Source organism: Azospirillum brasilense, from assembly GCF_007827815.1.
GTDB classification, from domain to species: domain Bacteria; phylum Pseudomonadota; class Alphaproteobacteria; order Azospirillales; family Azospirillaceae; genus Azospirillum; species Azospirillum brasilense_C.
In genome coordinates this window covers 113,464-138,401 of sequence record NZ_VITH01000018.1, presented here as the reverse complement: position 1 = coordinate 138,401, position 24,938 = coordinate 113,464, and the positions used below count along the sequence as shown (strand labels likewise).

Annotated in this window: 24 protein-coding genes; 13 read left to right on the top strand and 11 right to left on the bottom strand. The window is 68.6% G+C overall.

All coding sequences use genetic code 11. From position 1 onward, the window contains the following. The 3 genes from FBZ83_RS27600 to FBZ83_RS27590 all read left to right on the top strand — a co-directional run. Positions 1–505, top strand: a 505-nt coding sequence (locus FBZ83_RS27600; RefSeq protein WP_211101706.1) for an electron transfer flavoprotein subunit alpha/FixB family protein, incomplete at its 5' end; no start/stop codon positions are given. Between the two features lie 54 nt (positions 506–559). Next, positions 560–1,438, top strand: coding sequence for a 3-hydroxybutyryl-CoA dehydrogenase (locus FBZ83_RS27595; protein WP_145689983.1), 879 nt, complete (start codon positions 560–562; stop codon positions 1,436–1,438). 130 nt (positions 1,439–1,568) lie between these two features. Then, entirely contained in the window at positions 1,569–2,180 is a 612-nt protein-coding gene (locus FBZ83_RS27590) for a DUF4142 domain-containing protein (protein ID WP_145689982.1), read from the top strand. A gap of 2 nt (positions 2,181–2,182) precedes the next feature. On the opposite strand, the gene FBZ83_RS27585 is transcribed toward FBZ83_RS27590, so the two are convergent. Then, positions 2,183–3,013: an alpha/beta hydrolase gene (locus FBZ83_RS27585; protein WP_145689981.1), complete on the bottom strand. Its 831-nt coding sequence runs from the start codon at positions 3,011–3,013 to the stop codon at positions 2,183–2,185. A 64-nt stretch (positions 3,014–3,077) separates the two neighbouring features. Then, a complete protein-coding gene (locus FBZ83_RS27580; protein ID WP_145689989.1) occupies positions 3,078–3,749 on the bottom strand; it encodes a TlpA family protein disulfide reductase in 672 nt (223 codons plus the stop codon). Positions 3,750–3,788: 39 nt separating this feature from the next. On the opposite strand from FBZ83_RS27580, the gene argH reads away from it, so the two are divergent. From argH to FBZ83_RS27555, 5 genes are all read left to right on the top strand, one after another. Next, a complete protein-coding gene (argH, locus tag FBZ83_RS27575; RefSeq protein WP_145689980.1) occupies positions 3,789–5,207 on the top strand; it encodes an argininosuccinate lyase in 1,419 nt (472 codons plus the stop codon). Continuing rightward, positions 5,204–5,389, top strand: a complete 186-nt coding sequence (locus FBZ83_RS27570) for a hypothetical protein (RefSeq protein ID WP_145689979.1) — start codon at positions 5,204–5,206, stop codon at positions 5,387–5,389. Before argH ends, FBZ83_RS27570 begins: the two co-directional genes overlap by 4 nt. Further along, positions 5,386–6,651, top strand: a complete 1,266-nt coding sequence (gene lysA, locus FBZ83_RS27565; RefSeq protein WP_145689978.1) for a diaminopimelate decarboxylase — start codon at positions 5,386–5,388, stop codon at positions 6,649–6,651. The genes FBZ83_RS27570 and lysA overlap by 4 nt, the downstream gene beginning before the upstream one ends. Before the next feature lie 83 nt (positions 6,652–6,734). Next, the gene (locus FBZ83_RS27560; protein WP_145689977.1) at positions 6,735–7,247 is read left to right on the top strand and encodes a hypothetical protein; all 513 of its coding nucleotides are present in this window, start codon (positions 6,735–6,737) and stop codon (positions 7,245–7,247) included. Positions 7,248–7,363: 116 nt separating this feature from the next. Further along, positions 7,364–7,783 carry a bacteriohemerythrin gene (locus FBZ83_RS27555; protein WP_145689976.1) on the top strand — a complete coding sequence of 140 codons (420 nt, stop codon included), beginning with the start codon at positions 7,364–7,366 and terminating at the stop codon, positions 7,781–7,783. Between the two features lie 63 nt (positions 7,784–7,846). Here the strand turns inward: FBZ83_RS27555 and FBZ83_RS27550 are convergent, their stop codons facing one another. Next, positions 7,847–8,329: a hypothetical protein gene (locus FBZ83_RS27550; protein ID WP_145689975.1), complete on the bottom strand. Its 483-nt coding sequence runs from the start codon at positions 8,327–8,329 to the stop codon at positions 7,847–7,849. A 338-nt stretch (positions 8,330–8,667) separates the two neighbouring features. Here FBZ83_RS27550 and FBZ83_RS27545 point away from each other — a divergent pair, with 338 nt between their 5' ends. Both FBZ83_RS27545 and rodA read left to right on the top strand, forming a co-directional pair. After that, positions 8,668–11,271 (top strand): TIGR02302 family protein, encoded by a 2,604-nt coding sequence (locus FBZ83_RS27545; RefSeq protein ID WP_145689974.1) that lies wholly within the window; start codon positions 8,668–8,670, stop codon positions 11,269–11,271. 307 nt (positions 11,272–11,578) lie between these two features. Beyond that, positions 11,579–12,751: a rod shape-determining protein RodA gene (gene rodA / locus FBZ83_RS27535; protein ID WP_145689972.1), complete on the top strand. Its 1,173-nt coding sequence runs from the start codon at positions 11,579–11,581 to the stop codon at positions 12,749–12,751. A gap of 21 nt (positions 12,752–12,772) precedes the next feature. Here the strand turns inward: rodA and FBZ83_RS27530 are convergent, their stop codons facing one another. The 4 genes from FBZ83_RS27530 to FBZ83_RS27515 form a co-directional block, all read right to left on the bottom strand. Continuing rightward, entirely contained in the window at positions 12,773–14,077 is a 1,305-nt protein-coding gene (locus FBZ83_RS27530) for a hemolysin family protein (protein ID WP_145689971.1), read from the bottom strand. A 26-nt stretch (positions 14,078–14,103) separates the two neighbouring features. Further along, positions 14,104–14,796 (bottom strand): exopolysaccharide biosynthesis protein, encoded by a 693-nt coding sequence (locus tag FBZ83_RS27525; protein ID WP_145689970.1) that lies wholly within the window; start codon positions 14,794–14,796, stop codon positions 14,104–14,106. Between the two features lie 133 nt (positions 14,797–14,929). After that, positions 14,930–16,198 (bottom strand): sensor histidine kinase, encoded by a 1,269-nt coding sequence (locus FBZ83_RS27520; protein WP_145689969.1) that lies wholly within the window; start codon positions 16,196–16,198, stop codon positions 14,930–14,932. A gap of 52 nt (positions 16,199–16,250) precedes the next feature. Then, the gene (locus FBZ83_RS27515; protein ID WP_145689968.1) at positions 16,251–17,363 is read right to left on the bottom strand and encodes a cobalamin B12-binding domain-containing protein; all 1,113 of its coding nucleotides are present in this window, start codon (positions 17,361–17,363) and stop codon (positions 16,251–16,253) included. A gap of 340 nt (positions 17,364–17,703) precedes the next feature. Here FBZ83_RS27515 and FBZ83_RS27510 point away from each other — a divergent pair, with 340 nt between their 5' ends. Next, positions 17,704–19,074 (top strand): hypothetical protein, encoded by a 1,371-nt coding sequence (locus FBZ83_RS27510; RefSeq protein WP_145689967.1) that lies wholly within the window; start codon positions 17,704–17,706, stop codon positions 19,072–19,074. A 172-nt stretch (positions 19,075–19,246) separates the two neighbouring features. On the opposite strand, the gene FBZ83_RS27505 is transcribed toward FBZ83_RS27510, so the two are convergent. Next, positions 19,247–19,681, bottom strand: coding sequence for a response regulator (locus FBZ83_RS27505; protein ID WP_145689966.1), 435 nt, complete (start codon positions 19,679–19,681; stop codon positions 19,247–19,249). 296 nt (positions 19,682–19,977) lie between these two features. Between FBZ83_RS27505 and FBZ83_RS27500 the strand changes: the two genes are divergently transcribed. Continuing rightward, entirely contained in the window at positions 19,978–20,592 is a 615-nt protein-coding gene (locus FBZ83_RS27500; RefSeq protein WP_145689965.1) for a hydrolase, read from the top strand. A 215-nt stretch (positions 20,593–20,807) separates the two neighbouring features. Continuing rightward, complete coding sequence (hpnH, locus tag FBZ83_RS27495) at positions 20,808–21,935, top strand: adenosyl-hopene transferase HpnH (protein ID WP_145689964.1); 1,128 nt, start codon at positions 20,808–20,810, stop codon at positions 21,933–21,935. On the opposite strand, the gene FBZ83_RS27490 is transcribed toward hpnH, so the two are convergent. The 3 genes from FBZ83_RS27490 to shc are packed head-to-tail and all read right to left on the bottom strand — an operon-like array spanning position 21,876 to position 24,927. Further along, positions 21,876–22,580, bottom strand: a complete 705-nt coding sequence (locus FBZ83_RS27490) for a hypothetical protein (RefSeq protein WP_145689963.1) — start codon at positions 22,578–22,580, stop codon at positions 21,876–21,878. The genes hpnH and FBZ83_RS27490 overlap by 60 nt on opposite strands. 9 nt (positions 22,581–22,589) lie before the next feature. Next, positions 22,590–22,985 (bottom strand): DUF2141 domain-containing protein, encoded by a 396-nt coding sequence (locus tag FBZ83_RS27485; protein WP_145689962.1) that lies wholly within the window; start codon positions 22,983–22,985, stop codon positions 22,590–22,592. A 10-nt stretch (positions 22,986–22,995) separates the two neighbouring features. Further along, positions 22,996–24,927 (bottom strand): squalene--hopene cyclase, encoded by a 1,932-nt coding sequence (gene shc, locus FBZ83_RS27480; RefSeq protein WP_145689961.1) that lies wholly within the window; start codon positions 24,925–24,927, stop codon positions 22,996–22,998. Positions 24,928–24,938: the final 11 nt, after the last annotated feature.

The following is a 24,938-nucleotide window of genomic DNA, read 5'->3' as shown; positions in this document are numbered from 1 at the left end:
CACGGTGCGCACCACCGCCTTCGAGGCGGCCGCCGCCACGGGCGGCTCGGCCACGGTCGAGAGCATCGCCGGGACGGGCGACGCCGGCTCGGCCAAGTTCGTCGGCCAGGAGCTGACCAAGTCGGAGCGTCCGGAGCTGACCCAAGCCAAGATCGTCGTGTCGGGCGGCCGCGGCATGCAGTCGGGCGACAACTTCAAGCTTCTGGAGGCGCTGGCCGACAAGCTGGGGGCCGCGGTCGGCGCCAGCCGCGCGGCGGTCGACGCCGGCTTCGTGCCGAACGACTATCAGGTCGGCCAGACCGGCAAGATCGTGGCGCCCGAGCTGTACATCGCCGTCGGCATCTCCGGGGCCATCCAGCACCTCGCCGGCATGAAGGACAGCAAGGTCATCGTCGCCATCAACAAGGACGAGGAGGCGCCGATCTTCCAGGTCGCCGACTACGGCCTCGTCGCCGACCTGTTCAAGGCGGTGCCGGAGCTGACGGCCGCGCTGGACAAGGCGTAACCGGCCAGTCCTCTTCGCAAGACCAGCGGCCCAAAGACAAGCGGGAAAGCTCATATGTCCACGATCAAGAAGATTGGCATCATCGGTGCCGGCCAGATGGGCAGCGGCATCGCCCATGTCTGCGCGCAGGCGGGGTACGAGGTCGTCATCTCCGACATCAGCGCGGAGATTCTGCAGAAGTCGGTGGCCGCCATCTCCAAGAACATGGACCGTCAGGTTCAGAAGGGGAAGCTGACGGAGGCCGACAAGACGGCGGCGATCGCCCGCATCGCCACCGGGTCCGACCTGTCCGTGTTCCATGACGCCGATCTCGTGGTCGAGGCCGCGACGGAGAACGAGGCGCTCAAGCGCGAGATCTTCAAGAAGCTGGTCCCCAACCTGAAGCCCGAGGCGCTGATCGCGACGAACACCTCGTCGATCTCGATCACCCGGCTCGCGGCGTCGACGGACCGCCCGTCCAAGTTCATGGGCATGCATTTCATGAACCCGGTGCCGGTGATGCAGCTCGTCGAGCTGATCCGCGGCATCGCGACGGACGAGGCGACCTTCAGCGCGATCGCCGAGCTGACGGCGAACATCGGCAAGACGGCGGCGGTGGCCGAGGACTTTCCGGCCTTCATCGTCAACCGCATCCTGCTGCCGATGATCAACGAGGCGGTCTACACCCTCTATGAGGGGGTGGGCGGCGTCCAGGCCATCGACACAGCGCTGAAGCTGGGGGCCAACCACCCGATGGGCCCGCTGGAACTGGCGGACTTCATCGGTCTGGACACCTGTCTGGCGGTCATGCAGGTCCTCTACGAGGGTCTGGCCGACAGCAAGTACCGCCCCTGCCCGCTGCTGGTGAAGTATGTCGAGGCCGGCTGGGTCGGCCGCAAGGTCGGCCGCGGCTTCTACGACTACTCCAAGAACCCGCCGGTCCCGACCCGCTGACGCGGCGGCTCCGAACGGAGGCTTTGGCGAGGCCCGTCCCGGGAAACCGGGACGGGCTTCGTTCTTTTGCGGAACCGCTGCGCTCGCGCTCTGTTCGTCCCGCAGGGGAACGGCGGAAAGGACGGGGGCGATGCGGCGCGGCTTCCTGACGGCGATGCTGGTGGTCGGCCCTCTGGCGGCCGGTCTTTCCGGCCCGGTCCTGGCCCAGGCCCCGGGCTCCGTCCCGGCGCCCTCCTCCGCCCTGTCCCGGCAGGAACGCAACTTCATCGCCGAGGCGCTGGCCGACGGCATGGCCGAGCAGGCGCTGGGCAAGCTGGCCCAGGATCGGGCAGACACGGAGCCGGTCCGCCGCTTCGCCCGCCGCATGGCCGACGACCATGGGCTGAAGACCGACCGGCTCGCCGGCATGGCGCTGCGCCACGGCATCCCCATCCCACGCGAATTGGGCCTGTCTGCGCGCGCCCACATGTCCAGCCTGCGCGACACCCCGGAGGAGGCCTTCGACCGCCGCTACATGGCCGCGGAGGAGGAGACCCACGCCCGCGCCATCAAGCTGTACGAGGCGCAGGCCGAACGCGGCGGCGAGACGGGCGATTTCGCCCGCGACGCCCTGCCGATGCTGCACAGCCATTTCGAGGAGGCGCGGGGCATCATGGCCGAGTTGGCGCGCGGCCCCGCCCCGCCGCAGACCCAGGCACCGCCGGGGGATGCTCCGCCGGGAACGTCAGGGTCGTCGGAGTGAGGTCACAACGCCCGATCGGCCCCGTCGCTCATCATGGCCGGCAAGGCGTCCAAAAACGATAGAACCGCCGCTTCCCCACCGGACTCCCACAGGCCGACATGACCGGCACCCTCCAGCGCGACGAAGGTCCTGGGGGCGTTGACGCACTCGAACAGACGACGCGAGTGGTCTGGAGGAATCACACGGTCGAGGGTGCCATGGTAGATGAGCACAGGGGCCTTCAACCGACCGATCTTTGAAAAACTGTCGAACGGATGACGGAGCAGCGAACGCACCGGCAAAAACGGCAGCATCCGCTCGCTGATGTCCGCGATGCTGGTGTAGGGGGCGGCGAGGATGACGGCCTCGACACGCCGTTCCGTCGCGAGCTGGACCGCGACCCCGCTGCCCAGCGAGTAGCCGTGCAAAACCACCCGCGCGCGCGCCGCCTCCAGGAAATCGAAGGCCGCCCGTCCATCCTCATACAGCCCGGCTTCGCTCGGCTTCCCTGGATTTCCACCGTAGCCACGGTATTCCGCCATGAACACGCCGTACCCTGCGTCGATCAGCGCACGGGCGATGTGGCCATTCCACGCCACCGTCTCGCCATTGCCGTGGAACAGCAATAACGTCGGCTTTTCCAACGCCGTGGGCGCCTTGTGCCAGCCCTGAAGGTCGAGACCGTCGCCGGTGCGGAGGGACACCACCGCCATATCGCCCACGCCGGCCTCCTCCGGAGTCTGTGCGAGCGGGATGGCCGGAAAGATCAGGCGATCCTGGGCCACATACGCCAACAGCAGGGCAACGGCATAAAGCGTCGCCCCCACGGCCAGGATCGCGATCAGGATTTTCATGCGCCTCCGGTGCGCTGGGAAGGAAACCGACCTGGGACGCGCGGGCGGAGCCGAGGCCGAACCCTCACCCGCCTGTCTTCACCACGCCGCCGCGGCTGTCGCGGTTCGGACCGCCGCCGTGGCCCATGTGCTTGCGCAGGAAGGCGATGACCTCCGGCGAGTCCCATTCCACCGCGCCCTCGATGCGGCCAAGCTCGCGGCCCTCCTGGTCCACCAGCAGGGTCGTCGGCAGGCCGCGCAGCTTCAGCGTCTGCATCGAGGCGCTCGACGGGTCGAGGTAGAGGGCGAGATTCTTCACGCCGGTCCGCTGGTAGAAGGGCTGCACCTGATCCTTGCCGCCGCGGTCCACCGACAGCGCCACCACCTGGAAGCCCGGCCCACCCAACTGCGCCTGGAGGCGGTCGAGCGCCGGCATCTCCTTCACACAGGGCGCGCACCACGTCGCCCACAGGTTCAGCAGGACCAAGCGGTCCTTGAACTCCGACAGGTCGACCCGGCGCCCCTCCCCGTCCAGGAAAGGCAGCTCCGGCACCGACGTCAGCGGTTCCATGTAGCGGAACTTGTCCAGGCTCACCGCCGTCGCTCCGGGCGTCGCTCCGGGAGCGGCCGGGCTGGCCGGCTGGTCCAGCGTCAGCACGGCGGGCGGCGGCGGGGCCGCCGGCCCGGCCAGCGCCATCCACAGCCCGGCACCGCCCAGCGTCACACAAAAGATTGCGGTGGCCGCCAAAGTCCGCATACTCACGCTTCCCGTCCTCCCATCCGTATTGTGCCCGCCATGAGCGCCGAACAGCCCAAGCCGAACTCACAAGACCGCGCCGCCAGCCAGATGTGGGGCGGCCGCTTCGCCCGCGGTCCCGCCGCCATCATGGAGAAGATCAACGCCTCCATCGGCTTCGACAAACGGCTGGCCGACCAGGACATCGCCGGGTCGAAGGCCCACGCCGCCATGCTGGCGCGCCAGGGCATCATAACCCAGGCCGACGCCGATGCCATCCGCGATGGGCTGGACCGGGTCAAGGAAGAGATCGACTCCGGAGCCTTCACCTTCAAGGTGGAACTGGAGGACATCCACATGAACGTGGAGGCCCGGCTGGCCGAGCTGATCGGCGAGCCGGCCAAGCGCCTGCACACCGGGCGGTCGCGCAACGATCAGGTGGCGACCGACTTCAAGCTGTGGGTGCGCGACGCGCTCGACCGCGCCGACCAGGGGCTGAAGGCGCTCCAGGCCGCGCTGATCGATCTGGCGGAGAAGCACACCGACACGGTGATGCCGGGCTTCACCCACCTCCAGGCCGCCCAGCCGGTCAGCTTCGGCCACCATCTGCTGGCCTATGTGGAGATGTTCGGGCGCGACCGCGGCCGCCTGCGCGACGCCCGCGCCCGGCTGAACGAGTGCCCGCTCGGCTCCGCCGCGCTGGCCGGCACGCCCTACCCCATCGACCGCTTCATGACGGCCGACGCGCTGGGCTTCGACCGGCCGACCGCCAACTCGCTGGACGCGGTGTCCGACCGCGACTTCGCGCTGGAGTATCTGGCTGCCGCCAGCATCTGCGGCATGCACCTCTCCCGCTTCGCGGAGGAGATCGTGCTGTGGTGCTCGGCCCAGTTCCGCTTCATCACGCTGACGGACGCCTTCACCACCGGCTCCTCCATCATGCCGCAGAAGAAGAACCCGGACGCGGCGGAGCTGGTGCGCGCCAAGGCCGGGCGCGTGATCGGCAGCCTGAACAGCCTGCTGGTCGCCATGAAGGGCCTGCCGCTGGCCTATTCCAAGGACATGCAGGAGGACAAGGAGCCGGTCTTCGAGGCCGACGACACGCTGGCGCTGTGCATCGCCGCCATGGAAGGCATGGTGCGCGACATGCAGCCGAACGTGCCGGCGCTGCGCGAGGCGACCGACCGTGGCTTCCTCAACGCCACCGACCTCGCCGACTGGCTGGTGCGCGAGCTGAACATCCCCTTCCGCGAAGCGCACCACATCACCGGACGCGCCGTGAAGGCGGCGGAGGACAAGCGCGTCGGCCTGACCGCCCTGACGCTGGAGGAGCTGCAGGCCATCGAGCCGCGCATCACCGAGTCCGTCTTCCCGGCGCTGAGCATCGAGGCGTCGCTGGACAGCCGGCGCAGCTTCGGCGGCGCGTCCCCCGTCCGCGTGCGCGAGGCCGTCGCGGCGGCGCGGGAGCGCTTCCTGTGAGGCGCCCGCTGCTGATCCTGGCGACCGCCGCCGTCGCGCTGACACTGGCCGGCTGCGGCAAGAAGCCGAGCTTCGTCGATCCCCCGCAGGGCAAGGAAGCCGACCGCTTCCCCGGCACCTACCCGAACCCGAAGACCGACCCCAAGCCCGGTCAGCCGTCCTCCGGAGCCCGCTTCCCATGAGCGCCTTCGCCTACCGCAACGGCGTGATGCACGCCGAATCCGTGCCGCTGTCCACCATCGCGGCGGAGGTCGGAACGCCCTTCTACTGCTACTCCACGGCGGCGCTGGAGGCGCATTACAGCGCCTACGCCGGGGCCTTCGCGGGGCAGGACGCCGACGTCTGCTACGCGGTGAAGGCCAACTCCAACCTCGCCGTCATCCGCGCCTTCGCGCGGCTGGGCGCCGGCGCCGACGTGGTGTCGGGCGGCGAGATGCGCCGCGCGCTGGCCGGCGGCATCCCGGCGGGCAAGATCATCTTCTCCGGCGTCGGCAAGACGCGCGAGGAGATGCGCGCCGCCCTGGAGGCCGGAATCCACCAGATCAACGTGGAATCCATCCCCGAGGTGGAGGCCCTGTCGGAGGTCGCGGTCAGCCTGGGCGTCACCGCGCCCATCGCCTTCCGCGTGAATCCGGACGTGGACGCCAAGACCCACGCCAAGATCGCGACGGGCAAGAAGGAGAACAAGTTCGGCGTCGACTACGACCACGCGCGGGAGGTCTACGCCCAGGCCGCCAAGCTGCCGGGCATCAAGCCGGTGGCCATCGCCGTCCACATCGGGTCGCAGCTGACCGACCTCGCCCCCTTCCGCGCCGCCTACGAGCGGGTCGCGGCGCTGCTCCACGTCCTGCGCGAGGACGGGCACGACATCACCCGCCTCGACCTCGGCGGCGGGCTGGGCATCGTCTACAAGCACGAGGCGCCGCCGGACATCGCCGACTACGCCGCCATGGTGAAGTCGATCACCGGCAACCTCGGCTGCCGCATCTCGCTGGAGCCGGGCCGCTCGCTGGTCGGCAACGCCGGCATCCTGGTGTCGCGGGTGATCTACCTGAAGCAGGGGCTGCACCGCCGCTTCGTCATCATCGACGCGGCGATGAACGACCTGATCCGCCCCACCCTCTACGAGGCCTACCACGGCATCGTCCCGGTGACCGAGCCCGCCAAGGGCGCCGCCGCCGAGCCCTACGACGTCGTCGGCCCGGTCTGCGAGAGCGGCGACACCTTCGCGCTCCAGCGCGCGCTGCCGGCGATGGCGCCGGACGATCTGGTGGCGATCCTGTCGGCGGGGGCCTACGGCGCGGTCATGTCCTCCACCTACAACACCCGCCCGCTGATCCCGGAGGTGCTGGTGAACGGCGACCAGTTCTCCGTCATCCGGCCGCGCGTGCCGGTGGAGGAGCTGCTGGCGCTGGACCGCGTGCCGGACTGGCTGAAGGACTGACCCGGCCTTTCAGCCGTCGCTTCACGCAGGCCGGGGGAACAGCGTCAGGAAGGGGGCATCCAACCCACAGGGAGCCCCTTTCCATGACGTCCATCCGCCTGAACGGCGCTTTCCGCGACGCCGTCGCCGACATCACCCTGGCCGTCGCCCAGGACCCCAACCTCGTCGCGCTGGTGATGCGCTGGAACGAGGACGACGCCCTTCTCTGGACGCTCCGCTCCCTGCCCAACGGCCAGAACACCGTCCCCGGCGGCGGGGCGGCGCACGCCGAGGAGGCGCTGATCGTCAACTGGGCCGGCTATGTCGCGCAGAACAACGGGCAGGAGCCGAACATCGTCGAGATCCTGCTGACCAAAAGCCCTTGCCTGGACCGCTCCCCGGAACGCCAGATGCTCGGCGAAGACTGGACCAGGGGCTGTTCGTCCAAGCTGCGGCAGTTCATTCTGGACAAGCCCGCCAACGATTGGCGCATCTGCTTCCTCGCCTATTATCAGGAGGACATCCGCATCGAAGCCCAGGCGTATGGCGCCGTCGCGGAGTTCGCCGGGATCCCGCAGGCCGACGTCTATCTGTGGGCGGACCGGCACAAGGGCTGACGCAGGGGCGCTGACCGCGGGACCACGGTGCGAGCGCCCAGGGGGTGCAATAACCGCTGCACAGAACCACCCATAAGGCGTATGATTCCCCGTTCGAGCCACGGACGGGGAACATCATGGAGTGGGACGCGGCCTATGCCATCGGTCAGAGCGCGGTGGACGGAGACCACCAGCGCCTGTTCCAATTGTTCAACCAGTTCAGCGCGGCGATCGCCGCCGGGGAAACGCGGGAATCCGCGAACCGCTTCCTGCGCGAGCTGGCCGATTACTCGGCCTATCACTTCCGCCGCGAGGAAGGACTCATGCACGCGATCGGCTACCCCGACTACGCCAAGCACAAGAAGATGCACGACACCTTCGCCGACTTCGTCCGCCGGCAGTCCGACTCCGGCGCCCGCGATGCGGAGGAGGTGCAATTTCTCCAGAGCTACGTCGAGATGTGGTTGTGCGGCCACATCCTGGTCATGGACAAATGGTTCGGCGAATGGCTGGACGGGCGGGGCGGGAACTCCGGCGCGGCGGCCCCGACGGCCTGAGCGCCGGTTTGCCGCGCCGGATTGCCGTACCGGTTCCAGGCCCGGCCGGTTTGCTGAACAAGCCTATTTCTTGTACGGATTCGCCAGCCACGACTGCAGGCAGGTCATCAGCTCGACGTCGCCGTCATAGTAGAGCCACTCGGTTTCCTCCTTCGACAGCGGCTTGGTCGGCGACGGCCGGTAGAGCTTGTCGTAGGGCACCGAGAAGACCCCCAGGTCGGGCGCCGTCTCGAGAATCTTCTTCACCCACCCCTCGGCCCTCGCGTAGAGCGTCTCGTAATCCGTGGCGACGGACACGAAGGGGTTGTCGTTGGAGTTTTCCGACTGGCTGCCGAACGAGCTCTGCTTGAGCGCCCAGTCGTTCAGCACCGGATCGCTGGGCTTGGCGAAGCCACCGCCGACGGTGTTCCGGCGGCGCGACCGCCAGTCGGTCGCCTTGGCCTTGTCCGCGAAACGATAGACGAGGACGTGACCGGCCCTGTGGGGGTCGAGGCCGTATCGTTCGCCGGCGGCGTTCATGGCGGAGAAATTCTTGGGGTTCGGCATGAGGACGCTCCTGATCGGGCAAAGTTGAACGGGCGCTGCGCGCCTCGCCTTCTGGAGAACGTCCCGTCGAGCGCGGCCGTGAACGGGAACCGGCGGCGCCGTGCGCAACCATCGATGCCGCCACACCAAGGCCCACGCCGGCGGAATGACTTGCCGTCCGCTTCCCGTATCCTGCTGTTCTTATCGTCCCGGCTGCCATATTTTGGACATGGCCCGATGTTTCGGTAAGGAACCGGCACGCCGGACCGCGACAGACGGCGCAGCCGAGCCTATATCCTGACGATGTTCCGGCGGCGGTTTCTCCTCCCGCCCGGTGCCTGACCTGACGGGAGAGCGGCATGAGCGACAGCAAGGACGGGTTCCGCTTTCCCCTGCGCAAGGAGGCGTCCCCGGCACCCGCCCTGCGGGAACCCCGCCTGCGCATGGGGCAGGCGCGCGCCGCCCTGCTCTGGGAACGGCTGTGGCCGGCGCTCTGGGCGCCCCTCACCATCGCCGGGGCCTTCCTCGCCCTGGCCCTGCTGAACGCCTTCCTGCTTTTGCCGGGCTGGCTGCACACGCTGGTCCTGCTGCTGTTCGCCACCGCCATCGGCTGGACGGGGTGGCGCGGGCTGCGCGCCTTCCGCCTGCCCGACGAGAGCGCCGCCCGCCGCCGGCTGGAGCGCGACAGCGGCCTGCCCCACCGTCCCCTCCACGCGCTGCGCGACACGCCCGCCGGCAACGACCCCGTCGCGGCGGAGCTGTGGCGCCTGCACCAGGAGCGGGTGCGCGCCGCCATGCGGCGGCTGCGCGTCGCCATGCCGCTGTCCGACGGCCTCGCCGCCCAGGACCGCTACGCCCTGCGCGCGCTGGTGGCGCTGGTGCTGGTCGCCGCCGGCGGCGCGACCTGGGGCGACTGGAAGCCGCGCCTCGTCGCCGCCGTCACCCCGCATTTCGGCGGGACGGCAACGGCGACGGTCGCGACGCTCGACCTCTGGGTGACGCCGCCGGAATACACCGGCCTGCCGCCGGTCTTCCTGAAATCAGCCAACCCCGCCCACACGCCGAGCCTCGCCGACCCTGTGCCGGTCCCCAAGGGCAGCCTCGTGCTGGCCCGCGTCACCGGCGGCAGCGGCACGCCGTCTCTGGAGGCCGGCACCAAGTCCGCCGCCTTCGAGGCGGTCGACTCCTCCACCTTCCAGATCCAGCAGCCCATCGAGGACGGCACCCGCATCGCGGTGACCCAGGGCTCCGGCGTGCTGGGCAGCTGGAACGTGCGGATCATCCCGGACCACCCGCCGACCATCGCCTACGCCAGCCCCCCGGCCAAGGGCGAGCGCGGCGCGCTGCGGCTGGACTACACCGCGCAGGACGATTACGGGCTGGCCGAGGCCAAGGCCGTCGTCCGGCTGGACCTGCCGGAGGGCGAAGCCCCGGCGCTCGACCGCAGCCCGCTGGAGCTGCCGCTGGCCCTGCCCGGCGTCCGCCCGCGCGAGGCGCGGAACGCCGCCTTCCACGACCTGACCGCCCATCCCTGGGCCGGGCTGAACGTCACCATCCGCCTGACCGCGCTCGACGGCGCCGGCCAGACCGGCAGCACGGAGGACGTGGCGATGGTCCTGCCGGAGCGCGTCTTCAACCATCCGGTCGCCCGCGCCATCGTCGAGGAGCGCAAGAAGCTGACCCTGCGGCCGCAGCAGCTCCGCATCGAGGTGGCCCGCGCCCTGGCCGAGATTTCCTCCCGGCCCAGCCAGTTCGGCGGCGATCTGGTGGCCTTCCTGGCAATGCGCACCGCCGTGAACCGTCTGCTGCTCGACGAGGAGGGGGCTTCGGTGCCCGCGGTCCAGCAGCTGCTGTGGGAGACCGCGCTGCGCATCGAGGACGGCGGCCTGTCGCTGGCCGAGCGCGACCTGCGCGACGCCGAGCAACGCCTCGCCGAGGCGCTGGAGCGCGGCGCCGACGACCAGGAGCTGAAGAAGCTGATGGACGAGCTTCAGGCGGCGCTCGACAAGTTCCTCGACGCCATGGAGCAGCAGATGCGCGAGGCGCTGGAGCGCGGCGATCCGATCCCCATGGTGCCGCCGGAAATGGCCGACCAGATGATGGATCGCCAGGACCTGCAGCGCATGATGGAGCAGATGCGGCAGATGGCCGAGACCGGCGCCCGCGACGCCGCGCGGCAGATGCTCTCCCAGCTTCAGCAGATGATGGAGCAGATGCGCAACGGCGCCATGGCCCAGATGCAGCAGCAGGGCCAGAACGAGGCGGCGCAGATGATGCGCGAGCTTCAGGAGCTGACGCAGCGGCAGCAGCAGTTGCTCGACCAGACTTTCCGTCAGTCGCAGGAGCAGATGGGCCGGCAGGACGGGCAGCAGGGCCAGCAGCCGGGGCCGCGCAACCGCCAGGGTCGTCCGCAGCAGGGGCAGCAAGGCCAGCAGGGCCAGTCCGGCAGCCCGCTGATGCAGCAGCAGGCCGAACAGCAGGAGGCGCTGCGCCGCCAGCTCGGCGAGCTGATGCGGCGCATGGGCGAACAGCAGGGCGGCGAGATCCCCCGCCCGCTGGGCCGCGCCGAGCGGGCGATGCGCGACGCCGGCCAGGCGCTGCAGCAGGGGCAGCCCGGCTCCGCCGTGCCGCCGCAGACCCAGGCGATGGACGAGCTGCAGCAGGGCATGCAGGCCATGGCCGAGCAGATGATGCAGCAGATGATGGGCCAGCAGGGTCCGGCGATGAGCGGCCAGCAGCCCGGTCAGGCGCAGCAGCGCCAGGGCCAGGGCCGCAACCGCGACCCGCTGGGCCGCCGCCCCTCCGGCTTCGGCAACTACAACAACGAGGACGTGAAGATCCCCGAGGAGGCCGAACTCCAGCGCGCCCGCGAAATCCTCGACGAGTTGCGCCGCCGCTCCGGCCAGTACGGCCGCCCGCAGATGGAGCGCGAGTACATCGACCGCCTGCTGAAGCAGTTCTGAGGGTGTGCCCCCTCCCCAGCCCTCCCCCTCTTCGAGGGAGAGGGTGCCTTAAGCGAAGCGGCGTCCGTCCCCTCCACCTCGCAGAGGGGGAGGGTTAGGGAGGGGGCCAAGTCGAAGCCCCAGCAGCGTCCTTGCCCGACTGTCGAGAACAACGGCGTCCCGTATGGGAAGCAGACCCCGTGCCTTTTGCGGGGCCGGGGACCGGGCGGCTTTACCGGAGGGCGGCGCTGGTGCAGTATCCGCCGCGCAAGGCGCCGCCGCTTGCCCTTCCGGCACGGACGCCCCCGGACACAACGAACGTTTCCTCATGGTCGCGGTCCTTTCGAACCACGGGTCGGGCGGGCTTGCCCCGCAGCGCCCGGAACTGACGCTCGGCAGCAAGTTCCGCATGATCAACTGGGGGCTGGTGCTCCTGGTCTGCATCATCACGTCGGTCGGGGTGGCCCTGCTCTACTCGGCCGCCGGCGGCAACTGGAAGCCCTGGGCGCAGCCGCAGCTCGTGCGCGCCGTCCCTGGCCTCGTCCTGATGCTGATGATCGCGCTGATCGATGTGCGGCATCTGATGAAGTCGGCCTACGCCATCTTCCTGATCGTGCTCTGCCTTCTGGTGGCGGTGGAGCTGATGGGGCGCATCGGCATGGGCGCGCAGCGCTGGATCGACCTGGGCTTCTTCCAGCTCCAGCCGTCGGAGCTGATGAAGCCGGCGCTGACCCTGGCGCTGGCCCGCTACTTCCATGGCATCTCGCTGGACCAGATCGGCCGCCCGCTGCTGCTGATCCCGCCGCTGCTGCTGGTCTTCACCCCGGTGGCGCTGGTGCTGATGCAGCCGAACCTGGGCACCTCGCTGCTGCTGATCATGGGCAGCGGCGCCGTCTTCTTCGCCGCCGGGGTGCGCATCTGGAAGTTCCTGCTGGTCATCGGCGGCGGCCTGTCGGCCATCCCCGTCGCCTGGGAATTCCTGCACGACTACCAGAAGCAGCGCGTCTACACCTTCCTCGACCCGGAGACCGACCCGCTGGGCGCCGGCTACAACATCCTCCAGTCGAAGATCGCCCTGGGGTCGGGCGGGCTGTTCGGCAAGGGATTCATGTCCGGCTCCCAGAGCCAGCTGATGTTCCTGCCGGAAAAGCACACCGACTTCATCTTCGTGGTGCTGGCGGAGGAGTTCGGGATGGTCGGCGCGCTGATCCTGCTGGCGCTCTACCTGATGCTGTTCATCTACGGCGTGGTCATCGCGCTGAGCTGCCGCAGCCAGTTCGCCCGGCTGGTCGCGGTCGGCATGACGGCGCAGTTCTTCCTCTACGTGATGGTCAACGTGTCGATGGTGACCGGCCTGATCCCGGTGGTGGGCATCCCGCTGCCGCTGGTCTCCTACGGCGGGTCGGCGATGATGACGCTGATGATCGGCGTGGGGCTTCTGCTCAGCATGTCGGTCCACCGCGAGGTCCGCATCCCCAAGAGCGGCGTCACCGAGGTGTGACGCCACCCGCGGAGGGCGCCGTCAGCCCTCCGAGACCTCGCCGTTCTCCTGGATCAGCACCTTGTCGATGCGCCGGCCGTCCATGTCGACGACCTCGAAGCGCAGGCCGTTCCAGTGGAAATGCTCCGCGGCGATGGGCACATGGCCCAGCCGGTCCAGCATGAAGCCGGCGATGGTGTGGTAATCGCCCTCGCCCTTCAGCCCTCTCACGCCGACCAGCGACTCAACCTCCTCCACCGGGGTCATGCCGTCGACCAGCCAGGAGCCGTCCTCGCGCTGGACCGCGAAGCCGTCGCCTTCCTGCCCCTGTTCGGGCAACTCGCCGGCGATCGCCTCCATGATGTCGGTCACCGTGACGATGCCCTCGACGCTGCCATACTCGTCCACGACCACGGCCATGTGGATGCTGGCCTGCTTGAACAGCTCCAGCAGCCGCAGGACGGGGGTGCCGTCATGGACGATCAGGGGCTCCACCATGGCCTCGCGCAGGTCGAAGCGGCGGCCCTGGAGCGCCTGGTTGAGCAGCGCCTTGCTGGACACGATTCCCTGGACCTCGTCCACGTCGCCGCGGCAGACCGGGAAGCGGGAATAGCCGCTGGCCTGGATCTCCTTGGCGATGGCGTCAGGCGGATCGTCGAGGTCGATCCAGACGAGGTCGGGCCGCGGCGTCATGATCGACCGCGCGGTGCGGTCGGACAGCCGGAACACCCCCTCGATCATCTGCCGCTCGGCGGGTTCGAAGACGCCGCTCTGCGTGCCCTCCTTGATGAGGCTCTTGACCTCCTCCTCGGTGACGGTCTGCTCGCGCGCGGTGGGCAGACGCAGCAGCTTCATCAGGCCCTCGGTCGAGACGCCGAGCAGCCAGACCAGCGGCATGGCGATGCGCGACAGGACGCTCATCGGGCCGGCCACGCCGGCGGCGATGCGCTCCGCGTTGACCAGCGCCATGCGCTTGGGCACCAGCTCGCCGACGATCAGCGACAGGTAGGTGATCGCGGCGACGACCAGCGCGAAGCCGACCTGCTGCCCGTAGGGAGCGATCCAAGAGACGTTGGCGTCCAGGACGGTGCCCAGCCGGTCGGCCAGGGTCGCGCCGCCGTAGGCGCCGGCGATGATGCCGATCAGCGTGATGCCGACCTGCACGGTGGAGAGGAAGTTGCCGGGGTCTTCCGACAGTTTCAGCGCGGCGCGGGCGCCCTTGCTGCGCGTTTCCTCGGCCATCTGCTGAAGCCGCGCGCGTCGCGACGACACCAGCGCCATTTCCGACATCGCGAAAAAGGCGTTCAGCAGGATCAGCAAAATGATGACCAGAACTTCCCAGATCATGGCGGCGAGCCCGTGGGCGCTCCCTTTTATGAAAACAATTTATCGACGATCAGCATGCCGGCCTGCCCGAAACCGAACAGGACGGCGGCGACGATGACAATGGCGATCAGCCCGGCGACGAGGCCGGCGACGACGAAGGCCCCATCCTTCTCGATCAGCCCCAGCGCGATGAGCGCGATGGCGAAGGCGGGCGGCTGGTTGCCGAAGACGATGGGAAGGGCCAGGATGCCGGCCAGGATCATCACGGCCACGCCGAGCAGCCGCTCCGCCGTCGGGGCGGTCATCGCCGGCAGGCGGGGGCGCAGATGCCGCTCCAGCCGGTCGACGTGGGGCTTCGCCTTGGCGATCACCCGCAGGAAGGCGTCGCGGTCGAGGCTGAGGGCGGCAAGCCGGCGCGGCAGCCAGGGACGGTCGCGCCCGGCGGCGATCTGCGCGCCGATCAGCAGCATCGGCAGGCCCGTCGCCGTCGACAGGCCCGGCACCGGCAGGATGTTCGGAATGGAGAGGATCAATAGCAGGGCGCCGAAGGCGCGGTCGCCCAGAATGCCCACGAGGTCGCCCAGCGCGATCCGGGCGCCATGGTCGTGGTTCAGGAAATCGTCCAGCACCGCCGAAGCGGGGTTCACCGGCGGGAGGCCGGTGGTCGCGGCATCGCCGCGGTCGACGCCCTCCGGAGCCTGACAATCCGGGGACGTGTCGGGAGGTCGGCCGTCGCTCACGGCGCTCCCCACGGAGGCCGCCCGAAACGGCGGAGGGGTAGACCCATGGACCTTTCGCGTCGCAACATCGTAAGGGCTCCTTTTACAGCATCGCCGGTCGGCGCGCCAGCCCGTCTGTGGAATGTCCCGCCTCTCAAGGGGATGATGCCACCAACGGCAGGTCGACGGTGAAGGTCGAGCCGCGCCCCGGCGCCGAATCGGCGGTGATCCGCCCGCCGTGCCCCTCCGCGATGGACCGGCAGATGTAGAGGCCGAGACCGACCGTCCCCTCCCCCTCGGTCCCCAGCCGGCCGGTGCGGGCGAAGGGCTGGAAGAGCTGCGCCAGCTCCGCCGCGGGAATCCCCCGCCCGTCGTCGGACACGCGCAGGCGCAACCGGCCACCCACTTCGCTGCCCCCCTCGCCCGCGGCCTCGCTCAGGGCAACGCGCACCCGGCCTCCGCGGTCGGAATATTTGATGGCGTTCGACAGGAGGTTGTTCAGAAGCTGATCCAGCTTGGCCGGGTCGATGTCGGCCATGGGCAGCGGGCGTTCGGGCACGGACAGCTCGATGGTGATGGACTTGCCCTCGGCCAACACGCGATTCATCGAGACGTTCCGCCGGACCAGCGCCACCAGATCGGACGGCCGCCGCGCCAGCCGCAGCCGCCCGGCCTGGAGCGCCGCCAGGGACAGCGCGTCCTCCACCATGTGCCGCATCGACAGGCTGGATTCGCGGATGCGCTCCAGGCAGGCGCGCTCCGTCGCCTCCAGCCGACCGTCCAGCCGCTGCTCCAGCAACTCCGCGAAGCCGACGACGACCTGGAGCGGCGTGCGCAGATCGTGGGCCAGCATGCCCATCAGGCGGTTCTTCTGCTCGTTGCTGGCGGCCAGCTCGGCGTTGGCCTTGGCGAGTTCCCGCTGGACGTTGGCGAGTTCGTTGTTGAGAAGGGTCATCTCGCCGAACAGCGCGTCGGCGCTGGGAAACTCCGGCTTGGGCGCCTCCGCCCTGGTCACCGCCGAGCCGAGGGGGGCGAGCCGTCGGGCCAGCCGCGGATTGAGCGTCTCCAACGCCGCCATCAGCTCGGAAAACGCGCCGGGCGACCGCGCCACGGCCAGCACCATGCCCTCCGCGTCGCAGAGCCCGCTGACATGGACCATGCCAGCATGGACCATGCCAGTTTGGACCAAGCCGGCATGGCCCCCCCCGTCGGGGTCGAGGCGGCAGGGCACGGCGTGATCGAGCGTCCATCCGGATTTCCGCAGGCCGCTGAACAGGTCGAGCGCGCCCGCCACCGCGTCCGGGCCGAACAGGGCCGGAAAGGGCGTGCCGGGCTTGCCCGTCAGTCCCGGCAGGCCGGCGCCCAAGCGATGCAAGGCGCGCAGCCGCCCGTCGTGGTCGCAGGTCAGGACCAGCGCGTCCATCGCCCCTCCTTCACGCTCCGCCCATCAGGCCAACACCATCACGCCAATGCCATCAGGCAACACCGGCGGCGCGGTCCCGGGTGGCCGGACCGATCAGCCGCTCCGCGATGGCGACGGCCTCCTCGGCGCCGGGGGCGAAGGCATCGGCGCCGACCGTCCTCCACAAGTCGGGGACGAGGTTGAAGGGGTAGCCGCCGACCAGCACCTGCGGCGGCCGCTCCCACGGCTCGGCGCGCACCGCGGCGATGAGGGCGGCCACCCGTCCGACATGGGCGGTGATGGTGGCCGACACCGCCAGAATCCGGGCGTTCCGCTCCCGCAGCGCCTGGACGATGCTGGTCACCGGCGTGTTGGCGCCGAGATAATGGCTGTCCCAGCCGGCCATCTCGAAGAAGTCGGCGACCATGCGCACGCCGATCTCGTGCTGTTCACCGCTGACGCAGGTGGCGACCATGGACAGGCCGCGCCGCTCGGCGGCGAAGATCGCCGGATAGAGCTGGCCCATGATCGCCTGGGTGGCGGCGGTCGCGAAATGCTCATGCGCCACGGTGATCGCGCGCGTCTGCCACAGCCGCCCGATCTCGCGCAGGGTCGGCTGGAACACATGCAGGTAAAGGTCAGGCACCGTCGCCCCGGCGGCGGTGGCCTCCGTCACCAGCGCCGTCGCCCGGCGCCGGTCGCCGGCCAGCAGCGCGTCCATGTAGGAGCGCGCCAGCGCGCCGAGCGGTGCCTCCGGCCGGACGAAGGGCGGTGCCTCCCGCGGCAGGCCGGGCAGAGCGGACAGTCCCTCCCCCACGCAGGAGCGCACGCGCGCCGCCGTGGCGGGATCGACCCGGGCGGCCACGACGTCGCGCAGGATTTCCAGGCTTTCGCCCAACTCCCCGTCGGGAATGCCGATGCCGGCGAAGAGGATCTTGACCCAGGCCACATACTCGCGGAACAGGGCCGGGCTGTCGCTCGCCACCGCCTCCGCCAGATACAGCAGGTGGAAGCCGACGTCCTCGACGCAGCGCTCCCGCCCGGTCTCGCCGTAGCGGGCGTAGAGCGCCGGCCAGCGCTCGAACTGGATGGCGACGACGGCGCGCGCCAAGTCCTCGCGGCGGTCCACGATGGGATTCGAGGCGATCCGTATCGGGCCCTGGACAGGCCGGACGGTCCCCGGCATGGCACGGCGTCTCCGGTCAGAGGGGTGTTCGGACAGCAAGGTGCGCCCTCCCATCCATTACCGCAACGCCTGACTGCACCGAATCATTCCGTTTCCGGAACGCAGCCTGCCCTTGCGCCGCCATCCATCCCCAACCGCAGGCCCCCTGCGTGGCCGAGTTGGTTCGTTCACAAATCCCACAGAGCCGCGTCCTTACAGCAGGCCCCTAAGCCCATCCGACGACTGGTTCCGGAATCGGAGGATGCGGTTCCAAAGGCCGATGGCTCCATCGCCGCCAAACCAACCGCCGGCAGGAAAATCCTCTGCTTCACTCTCCAGGACTCAGAAGGAACTCCAGAAAATGATCAGATACATTAAACCCGGCAACCTCAGCAACACCCCATCCCTGATAGAATACGTCAAAAGAGTTTTTGTCATTCCTGGAGTTCTTGCGACTCCGCTCCCCGGAAACCTGAACGATCTTCCGGATTATACGGGACGGAAGGGGCCGGGATTCTACGAAAAAATCAAAATCATCATGAATATTTTTCAATTTGGGCAGCACAACCTGTATCCAAACACTTTTGATATCAATCCCCAGTTCAGAAAAATGAGCATCGATGCGACAGAAAATAAATTCTCCAGATTGTGTGCGGACATTGATGCCATTAAGAAAATTTACCTTGGATCGGATAATCTTGTAAATCTTTCTGCGTCACAAGGGATATTCAATCCGATTTACGTATACGACCCAATTATCGGCCTCGCACTCCAGAAATCATTCATGGAGAATCAAGCACTGCTTTCACTTTTGCCGTACAACTACCTTGACCCCATTGAGCAGGTGGCCCTCAAGAAAACAATGGAAATTTTGATGGAGCTGCAGCGAAGCCCGAATGTTGAGCAGCTGACGTTGATCGGTCACAGCAACGGCGGGCTCGTTGCTTATCACATAGGGCGATATCTTGAGGAATTTGCAGAAAACGGATTTCTTGACTATATGACAAACATATACACTGATGAAATGGGAAATCAAAAAATTGACCCAAACGGCCTGTTGAAAAAATTGACGTTTATCGACCCTGGTCTTCAGGAAACTCTTAAAGAAATTATAGCATCAGGAAAACTTGAGATCGTTTCCATCATGACGCCATTCAAAGGGAGCGTCAAGGCTAACGTCATAGATGTTGCACAAGTTCTCCCGATTGCTCAGTTCTTTTCGGTTGGAGCCAAGCTTTTGGGGTCTATTGGCGGGACAATGGATGGCCAATACCCAAAAGTCCCGCCACAGCTTATTTCCCGAGGATCCCTGAGCGAAATGACCATACGCGATGGAAAACTCGTGAAACTGTTCCCTGGGCAATCGGATGAAAGCGACAAATACAACAGGACGGACGGAATCCGAACACTAATGGAAGCAACGAAAGCAAATAAATATTGTTTTTTCTCAAAAATACGAGAGACCCCTTCGGAATTCGGACTTGTGAAACCGGACGAAAACGATTCAGAGCCACCATACTTCATGCCGATTTTGACGGAGCCCGGAGATGGTACGGTTACGATGAGCTCGCAGATCTCCGACCTGATCGCCCCCGAGAACATCATTGAAATCAGAGCTGAACACCGGGACGGGCTTCTTTACCTCCCCGAAATCCTGGCGCTTCTTCCTTCGCTGAAGGAGGAGACCAAAGGGTTCATGGAAAACCTGACCAAGCTCAAGGAACGCCAATAGGGTCCGGCGCACGGGGGATTGCGGATGCCTTCGTCGGGCGGCCTGCGGATGCCCCAGCCACGGCTGAACGACCGTTCGGCCGTGGCACACGGTGCGCCGCGCGGCCGGCTGCAACGATCCAAGCCCGAGCCTCTCCGGCCGGCCGGAAACACCACGGCGCTCGCGAAGGCTCTCAACGCCCTTTCTGAAGAACGAAGGTCAACCGCTTCTGGAGATCGGCCTTGGACACCGGCTTCACCAGATAGCCGGAGATTCCGTAGGCGATGGCCCGCTTGACGGTGTCCGCCTCGCGGTGGGCGGTAAGAACGATCACCGGAAGGTCGGCCAGCGGGTTGCCGGTGGCCGTCCGCAGGGCGTGCAGCAGGTCCAGCCCGCTCATCCGCGGCATCTCCAGGTCGCAGATGGCGAGGTCGACCTTGTCCGGATGATCGCGCAGGATGGCCAGCGCCGACATGCCGTCCGACGCCTCCCACACCTGGCGGACCTTCAAGTCCTGGAGCAGGCGGCTCATCAGCCGGCGGGTGAAGTCGTCGTCTTCGATCAGCAGGACGCGCAGGTCGCCGATGCTGCGGTTCAGCACGCCATCCTTCGCAGGTTCGTTCAGCATCGGCGCGGCCATCCCTATCCGTGTCGTTGCATTGGGGAGATGCGCACTTACGTTACATGGACGGGAAAGGTCGGAAAAGCCTGTAAATGATGCAAAAACTGTAATTCATTCAACCCTTGGAGGGGGCGTTCGGTGCGCCGGCGTGGCTGATGGCGGCCGTGCGCCGGGGGCCGTTGTCCGCCCTGTCCGCGATCTGCTAAACCCGCGCAGCCCGATGAACGATCGGGCCGACGGCCGGGGCCGCCTCCTGGGGATGGCCCCGCACCCCGCCCGCGGTTCCGGAACGGCCAGCCACCATGCAACTCGACCTCCTCAAGCGACCGGACGGACGCACCGCCATCCTGATGCCGTCCGGCTTCGTCCTCGACCTGCTGACTCCGGACGCCACGGGGATGCCGATCGAGGACATCGCCCAGTGCCTGTCGTCCCAGCCGCGCTGGGGCGGGGCGGCCCGGCCCTGGTATTCGGTCGCCGAGCACTCGGTGATGGTGTCGCGTCTGGTGCCGCCGCCCCTCGCCTACTCCGCCCTGATGCACGACTGCGAGGAGTTCCTCGGCGACTGGCCGTCGCCGGTGAAGGTGATGCTGGACCGCGATTACGTCAAACAGCGGCTCCACCCGGTCAAGGACGCGCTGCGCCGCTGGTTCGGCTTCAACGACGAGGTCCCGGCCATCAAGCAGGCCGACCTCGTCTGCATGGCGACGGAGCTGCGCGACCTGCTGCCGCCGGCTTGGCTGGATTGGGGGCACCTGCCGCCCGCCCACCCGGACCGGATCGTGCCGGTCGGCCCCGACCGGGCCCACGCGCTCTTCCTGGAGCGGTACGAGGAGTTGAAGCACCTCGCCCAGCCGCAAGCCAAAAGCCAGAAGACCAAAGCCACGCGCAGCAGGCGCAAGCCGCCGCAGCCTTGACCACCACGCCGGGCCCTGCACCGTAAGGGCGTACGTACGCCCCGTACGTCCACCAAACCCTCTCCGCCCGCCGGACCGCGGCGCGTATCATACAGTAACCTACCTGCCGCGCGTCCCGGGACGCTCCAAACTGGAGCGCACCGCAATTTCAGGGATGAGCGCATGACGGCGATCCACCAGACGGCGATCCATCACTGTCCGGGAGGGGCGTAGTCATGGCCGTTCCCGCGATCCAGGCGGCGCTGGTCGGTGCCTATGTGCTGCGCCAGCGCCTGAAGGGCAACCGGCGCTTCCCGCTGGTGCTGATGATGGAGCCGCTGTTCCGTTGCAACCTCGCCTGCGCCGGCTGCGGCAAGATCGATTATCCCGACCCGATCCTGCGCCGCCGCCTGTCGGTGGAGGAAGCCCTGGGCGCGGTGGACGAATGCGGCGCCCCGGTCGTGTCCATCGCCGGAGGGGAGCCGCTGCTGCACCCGGAGATCCACACCATCGCCGCCGGCATCGTGGCGCGGCGCAAGTTCGTCTATCTCTGCACCAACGCCCTGCTGATGGAAAAGCGGCTCGACCGCTTCACTCCCAGCCCCTTCTTCACTTGGTCGGTCCATCTCGACGGCGGGCGGGAGGAGCATGACAGGGCGGTCTGCCAGCCGGGCGTCTACGACCGCGCCGTCGCGGCGATCCGCGCCGCCAAAGCGCGCGGCTTCCGCGTCAACATCAACTGCACCCTGTTCGACGGGGCGGAGCCGGAGAAGGTCGCCGCCTTCCTCGACGAGGCCATGGAGGCCGGAATCGACGCCGTCACCGTGTCGCCCGGCTATGCCTACGAGCGTGCACCGGACCAGGAGCATTTCCTGAACCGTCGCAAGACCAAGGAGCTGTTCCGCGACGTCTTCGCACGGGGGCGGGGCAGGAAGTGGCGCTTCTCGCAATCGTCCCTGTTCCTCGATTTCCTCGCCGGCAACCGCAGCTACCGCTGCTCGCCCTGGGGCAACCCGACGCGCAACGTCTTCGGCTGGCAGCGCCCCTGCTACCTGCTGGGCGAGGGCTACGCCCCGACCTTCAAGGCGCTGATGGAGGAGACCGACTGGGACGCCTACGGCACCGGCAATTACGAGAAATGCGCCGACTGCATGGTCCACAGCGGCTATGAGCCGACGGCGGTGGAGGACACGTTGCGCAATCCCCTGGCGGCGCTGGCGGTCAGCCTGCGCGGGCCGCGCACGGAGGGGCCGATGGCGCCGGACATCCCGCTCGACCACCAGCGTCCGGCGGAGGAGGTCTTCTCACGCCATGTCGCGGACACGTTGCGCCGGATCGAGGCCGAGCGGACCGCCGCCGAGTAGGTCCGTCGGAATGGCGCCCGCCGCCCGGCGGAGCGCCGCCAGGGCGTGGCCGAGGTCCCAGGCCAGCCGGCCCAGCGCGACGATTTGGCGGGGGTCGGCGGCCAGCCGTGCCAGCACGGCACCGGGGGCCACACGCCCCTCCCCGTCCAGCCCGGCCAGGGCCGCCGTGGGCAGCGCCCGCCACGCCGGGTCGGCGACCGCGCGCAGCACGGCGAAGGGCCGCCCCCAGGATTGGCAGACCCGCGCGACGGCCAGACTTTCCAGATCGACCGCCGCGCCGCCGGTCAGCGCGCGCAGACGCGCCTTGTCGCCGACCGTCGCCGCGGGAATCCGCCCGCCCACCACCACACCGGACCGGGCCTGTGGCAAGGCCTTGCGCAGGTGATCCCGCCAAGGCCGGCAGGCTTCGAGAGTGGCACCATCCTCGTCGACGACGGCGCTGGCCAGAACCAGCGCGCCGGGCCGCAGGTCCGCCGCCAGACCACCCGCGATGCCGAAGCTGACGATCCCGCAGGCGCCCCCCTGCAGCAGGCGATGCGCCGCCACCATGGCGGCGGCGTCCCCCGTGGCACAGACGACGGGCAGCCCGCTGCGCCGGGCGAGACGGGCCTCCAAGGCCATGCCGGTGAGGATTGCGGCGGCCATCACGCCTCCCTATGGCGAAATCCAGTAACGCAGCGTCAGCGCCGTCTCGACATCGTCCTCCCCCACGGTCACGGCGGCATCGCGGAAGCCCGGCGGGGCAAGCAGCACGGGAGCGTCATTGCCGAAGCCGAAGCCCTCCCGCGGCACCCCCAGAAGGTTGCGGTCCAACTGACCGTTGCCGTTCTCGTCATGGTAGGCGCGCAGGGCGTAGGTCCCCGCCGGCACGTCGGGCACGGCAACGCGCACCGCTCCCTCCGCCGCCGGGACGGTGATGCGGAAGGCGCAGCGCCCCGCCGGGTAGGCCGACTCCTCGCAAACGGCGAGGACGATCTGTCCGTCGCCGTTGCGCACACCCTGGACGGTCACGGTCAGCGCCGCGGCAAGAAGCGCCGCCCCCGCTCTCACACCCGCTCCATCACACCCTGAGGGCCCGGTAGCGGGCCAGCGCCCACAGCGGGAAGCTCGCCGCGTAGCCGTGGTACTTCAGGTAGAAGACGCGCGGGAAGCCCACGGCGGTGAAGGGCTCCTCGGTCCACAGACCTTCGGCGTCGCGGGCCGACAGCAGATAGTCCACGCCACGATCCACCGCCGGATGGTTGCCCTTGCCGGCGGCCATCAGCCCGAGCAGCGCCCACGCGGTCTGCGAGGCGGTGGAGACCGGCCCCTCGCCACGCGGGTTGCCGGCCCAGTAGCTGGCGCCGTCTTCGCCCCAGCCACCGTCCGCGCGCTGGTGCGCCAGAAGCCACTGGGCGGCGCGTTGCACGGCCACCGCGGAGTGCGGCACCCCGGCGGCGTTCAGCGCCTCCAGCGCCGACCAGGTGCCGTAGACGTAGTTGGTGCCCCAGCGCCCGAACCAGGCGCCGTCGCTCTCCTGCTCGCGCTCCAGGAAGGTCAGGCCGCGGCGGGTCGGTACGGTGTCGCGCCCCTCGCCCAGCCGGGCCAGCATCATGACGCAACGCGCCGTCACGTCGGAGGTCGGCGGGTCGAGCAAGGCGCCATGGTCGGCGAAGGGAATGTGGTTGAGGAAGTCGTGCTGGTTCTCGGCGTCGAAAGCCCCCCAGCCGCCGTTGCGGCTCTGCATGCCGACGATCCAGTCGCGCGCCCGGCGGATCGGCTCGCCGTAGCGGTCGGCATCCAGCCGTTGCAGGGCCATCACCACCATGGCGGTGTCGTCGGTGTCCGGGTAATGGGCGTTGTTGTATTGGAAGGCCCAGCCGCCCGAGGCCAGCCCCGGACGCTGCCACGCCCAGTCGCCCTCGACGTCCAGGATCTGCCGCTCGACCAGCCAGTCCGCCCCGCGCCGGGCCGCGGCGCGGGCCAGCGGGCTGCCGGTCTCCAGCAGGGCGTTGCAGATGATCGCGGTGTCCCAGACCGGCGACAGGCAGGGCTGGCAATAGACCCGGCCCGGCTGGCGCACCACCAGCCCGCGCAGCGCGCGGCGCGCCGTCGCCGCGTCGGGATGGTCGGGCGGCATGCCCAGGCAATGGAACATCAGCACGGCGTTGACCATCGCCGGGAAGATGGCGCCCAGCCCGTCCTCGCCGTTCAGCCGCTCGGTGACGAAGCGCACGGCGCGGTCGATGGCCGTCTGGCGCCCGTTGGCCGGCAGCCGCGGCTCGACCGCGTGCAGCGCGGCGTCGAGCGCGCGGAACAGCGTGGCCCAGCCGCCGCGGCTGTTGTTGCTGTGCCAGTTGCGCACCCGCTCCGGCGGCTCGGTGAACAGCTCCGCAATGTCGACGCCGCGCGGGTTGCGGGCGCGCAGCCGGTGCGCCATGACGACCAGCAGCGGCACCACCACCGTCCGCGACCAGTAGGAGATGCGCGAGATGTGGAAGGGCGACCAGGGCGGCAGGTTCATCACCTCCACCGGCATCGCCGGCACGGCGCGCCAGGGAATCTGCCCGAACTGGGCGAGCAGGATGCGGGTGAAGACGTTGCAGCGCGCCGCGCCGCCGCGCGCCAGGATCGCCTCGCGGGCGCGGCGCATGTGCGGCGCGTCGGGGCTGTCCCCCGCCGCCTTCAGCGCAAAATAGGCCTTCACGCTGCAGCTGATGTCCATGGCACCGCCGAAGAACAGCGGCCAGCCGCCGTCCTTGCCCTGCCGCCCGCGGATGAAGGCGGCGAGGCCGGCTTCCAACTCCGGATCGATCTCGTCCAGGATGTGGTGCAGCAGCAGATATTCGGACGGGATGGTGGCGTCGGCCTCCAGCTCGAACACCCAATGGCCGTCGGCCTGCTGGCGACGGATCAGGGCGTCCGTGGCCTCGGCCACGGCGTCGCTCACGGTCTTGGCCGACGGTTCGGCCCGTTGGACCCGCAAGGTTGTGCTTGCGTTGTGGTCTTGCATCGGCGCTCCCG

Bases quoted from the DNA above. Each gene is read 5' to 3' on its own strand.
- FBZ83_RS27595 (WP_145689983.1), top strand. From the start codon at position 560: ATGTCCACGATCAAGAAGATTGGCATCATCGGTGCCGGCCAGATGGGC.
- FBZ83_RS27590 (WP_145689982.1), top strand. From the start codon at position 1,569: ATGCGGCGCGGCTTCCTGACGGCGATGCTGGTGGTCGGCCCTCTGGCG.
- FBZ83_RS27585 (WP_145689981.1), bottom strand. From the start codon at position 3,013: ATGAAAATCCTGATCGCGATCCTGGCCGTGGGGGCGACGCTTTATGCC.
- FBZ83_RS27580 (WP_145689989.1), bottom strand. From the start codon at position 3,749: ATGCGGACTTTGGCGGCCACCGCAATCTTTTGTGTGACGCTGGGCGGT.
- argH (WP_145689980.1), top strand. From the start codon at position 3,789: ATGAGCGCCGAACAGCCCAAGCCGAACTCACAAGACCGCGCCGCCAGC.
- lysA (WP_145689978.1), top strand. From the start codon at position 5,386: ATGAGCGCCTTCGCCTACCGCAACGGCGTGATGCACGCCGAATCCGTG.
- FBZ83_RS27560 (WP_145689977.1), top strand. From the start codon at position 6,735: ATGACGTCCATCCGCCTGAACGGCGCTTTCCGCGACGCCGTCGCCGAC.
- FBZ83_RS27555 (WP_145689976.1), top strand. From the start codon at position 7,364: ATGGAGTGGGACGCGGCCTATGCCATCGGTCAGAGCGCGGTGGACGGA.
- FBZ83_RS27550 (WP_145689975.1), bottom strand. From the start codon at position 8,329: ATGCCGAACCCCAAGAATTTCTCCGCCATGAACGCCGCCGGCGAACGA.
- FBZ83_RS27545 (WP_145689974.1), top strand. From the start codon at position 8,668: ATGAGCGACAGCAAGGACGGGTTCCGCTTTCCCCTGCGCAAGGAGGCG.
- rodA (WP_145689972.1), top strand. From the start codon at position 11,579: ATGGTCGCGGTCCTTTCGAACCACGGGTCGGGCGGGCTTGCCCCGCAG.
- FBZ83_RS27530 (WP_145689971.1), bottom strand. From the start codon at position 14,077: ATGATCTGGGAAGTTCTGGTCATCATTTTGCTGATCCTGCTGAACGCC.
- FBZ83_RS27520 (WP_145689969.1), bottom strand. From the start codon at position 16,198: ATGGACGCGCTGGTCCTGACCTGCGACCACGACGGGCGGCTGCGCGCC.
- FBZ83_RS27515 (WP_145689968.1), bottom strand. From the start codon at position 17,363: ATGCCGGGGACCGTCCGGCCTGTCCAGGGCCCGATACGGATCGCCTCG.
- FBZ83_RS27510 (WP_145689967.1), top strand. From the start codon at position 17,704: ATGATCAGATACATTAAACCCGGCAACCTCAGCAACACCCCATCCCTG.
- FBZ83_RS27505 (WP_145689966.1), bottom strand. From the start codon at position 19,681: ATGCTGAACGAACCTGCGAAGGATGGCGTGCTGAACCGCAGCATCGGC.
- FBZ83_RS27500 (WP_145689965.1), top strand. From the start codon at position 19,978: ATGCAACTCGACCTCCTCAAGCGACCGGACGGACGCACCGCCATCCTG.
- hpnH (WP_145689964.1), top strand. From the start codon at position 20,808: ATGGCCGTTCCCGCGATCCAGGCGGCGCTGGTCGGTGCCTATGTGCTG.
- FBZ83_RS27490 (WP_145689963.1), bottom strand. From the start codon at position 22,580: ATGGCCGCCGCAATCCTCACCGGCATGGCCTTGGAGGCCCGTCTCGCC.
- shc (WP_145689961.1), bottom strand. From the start codon at position 24,927: ATGCAAGACCACAACGCAAGCACAACCTTGCGGGTCCAACGGGCCGAA.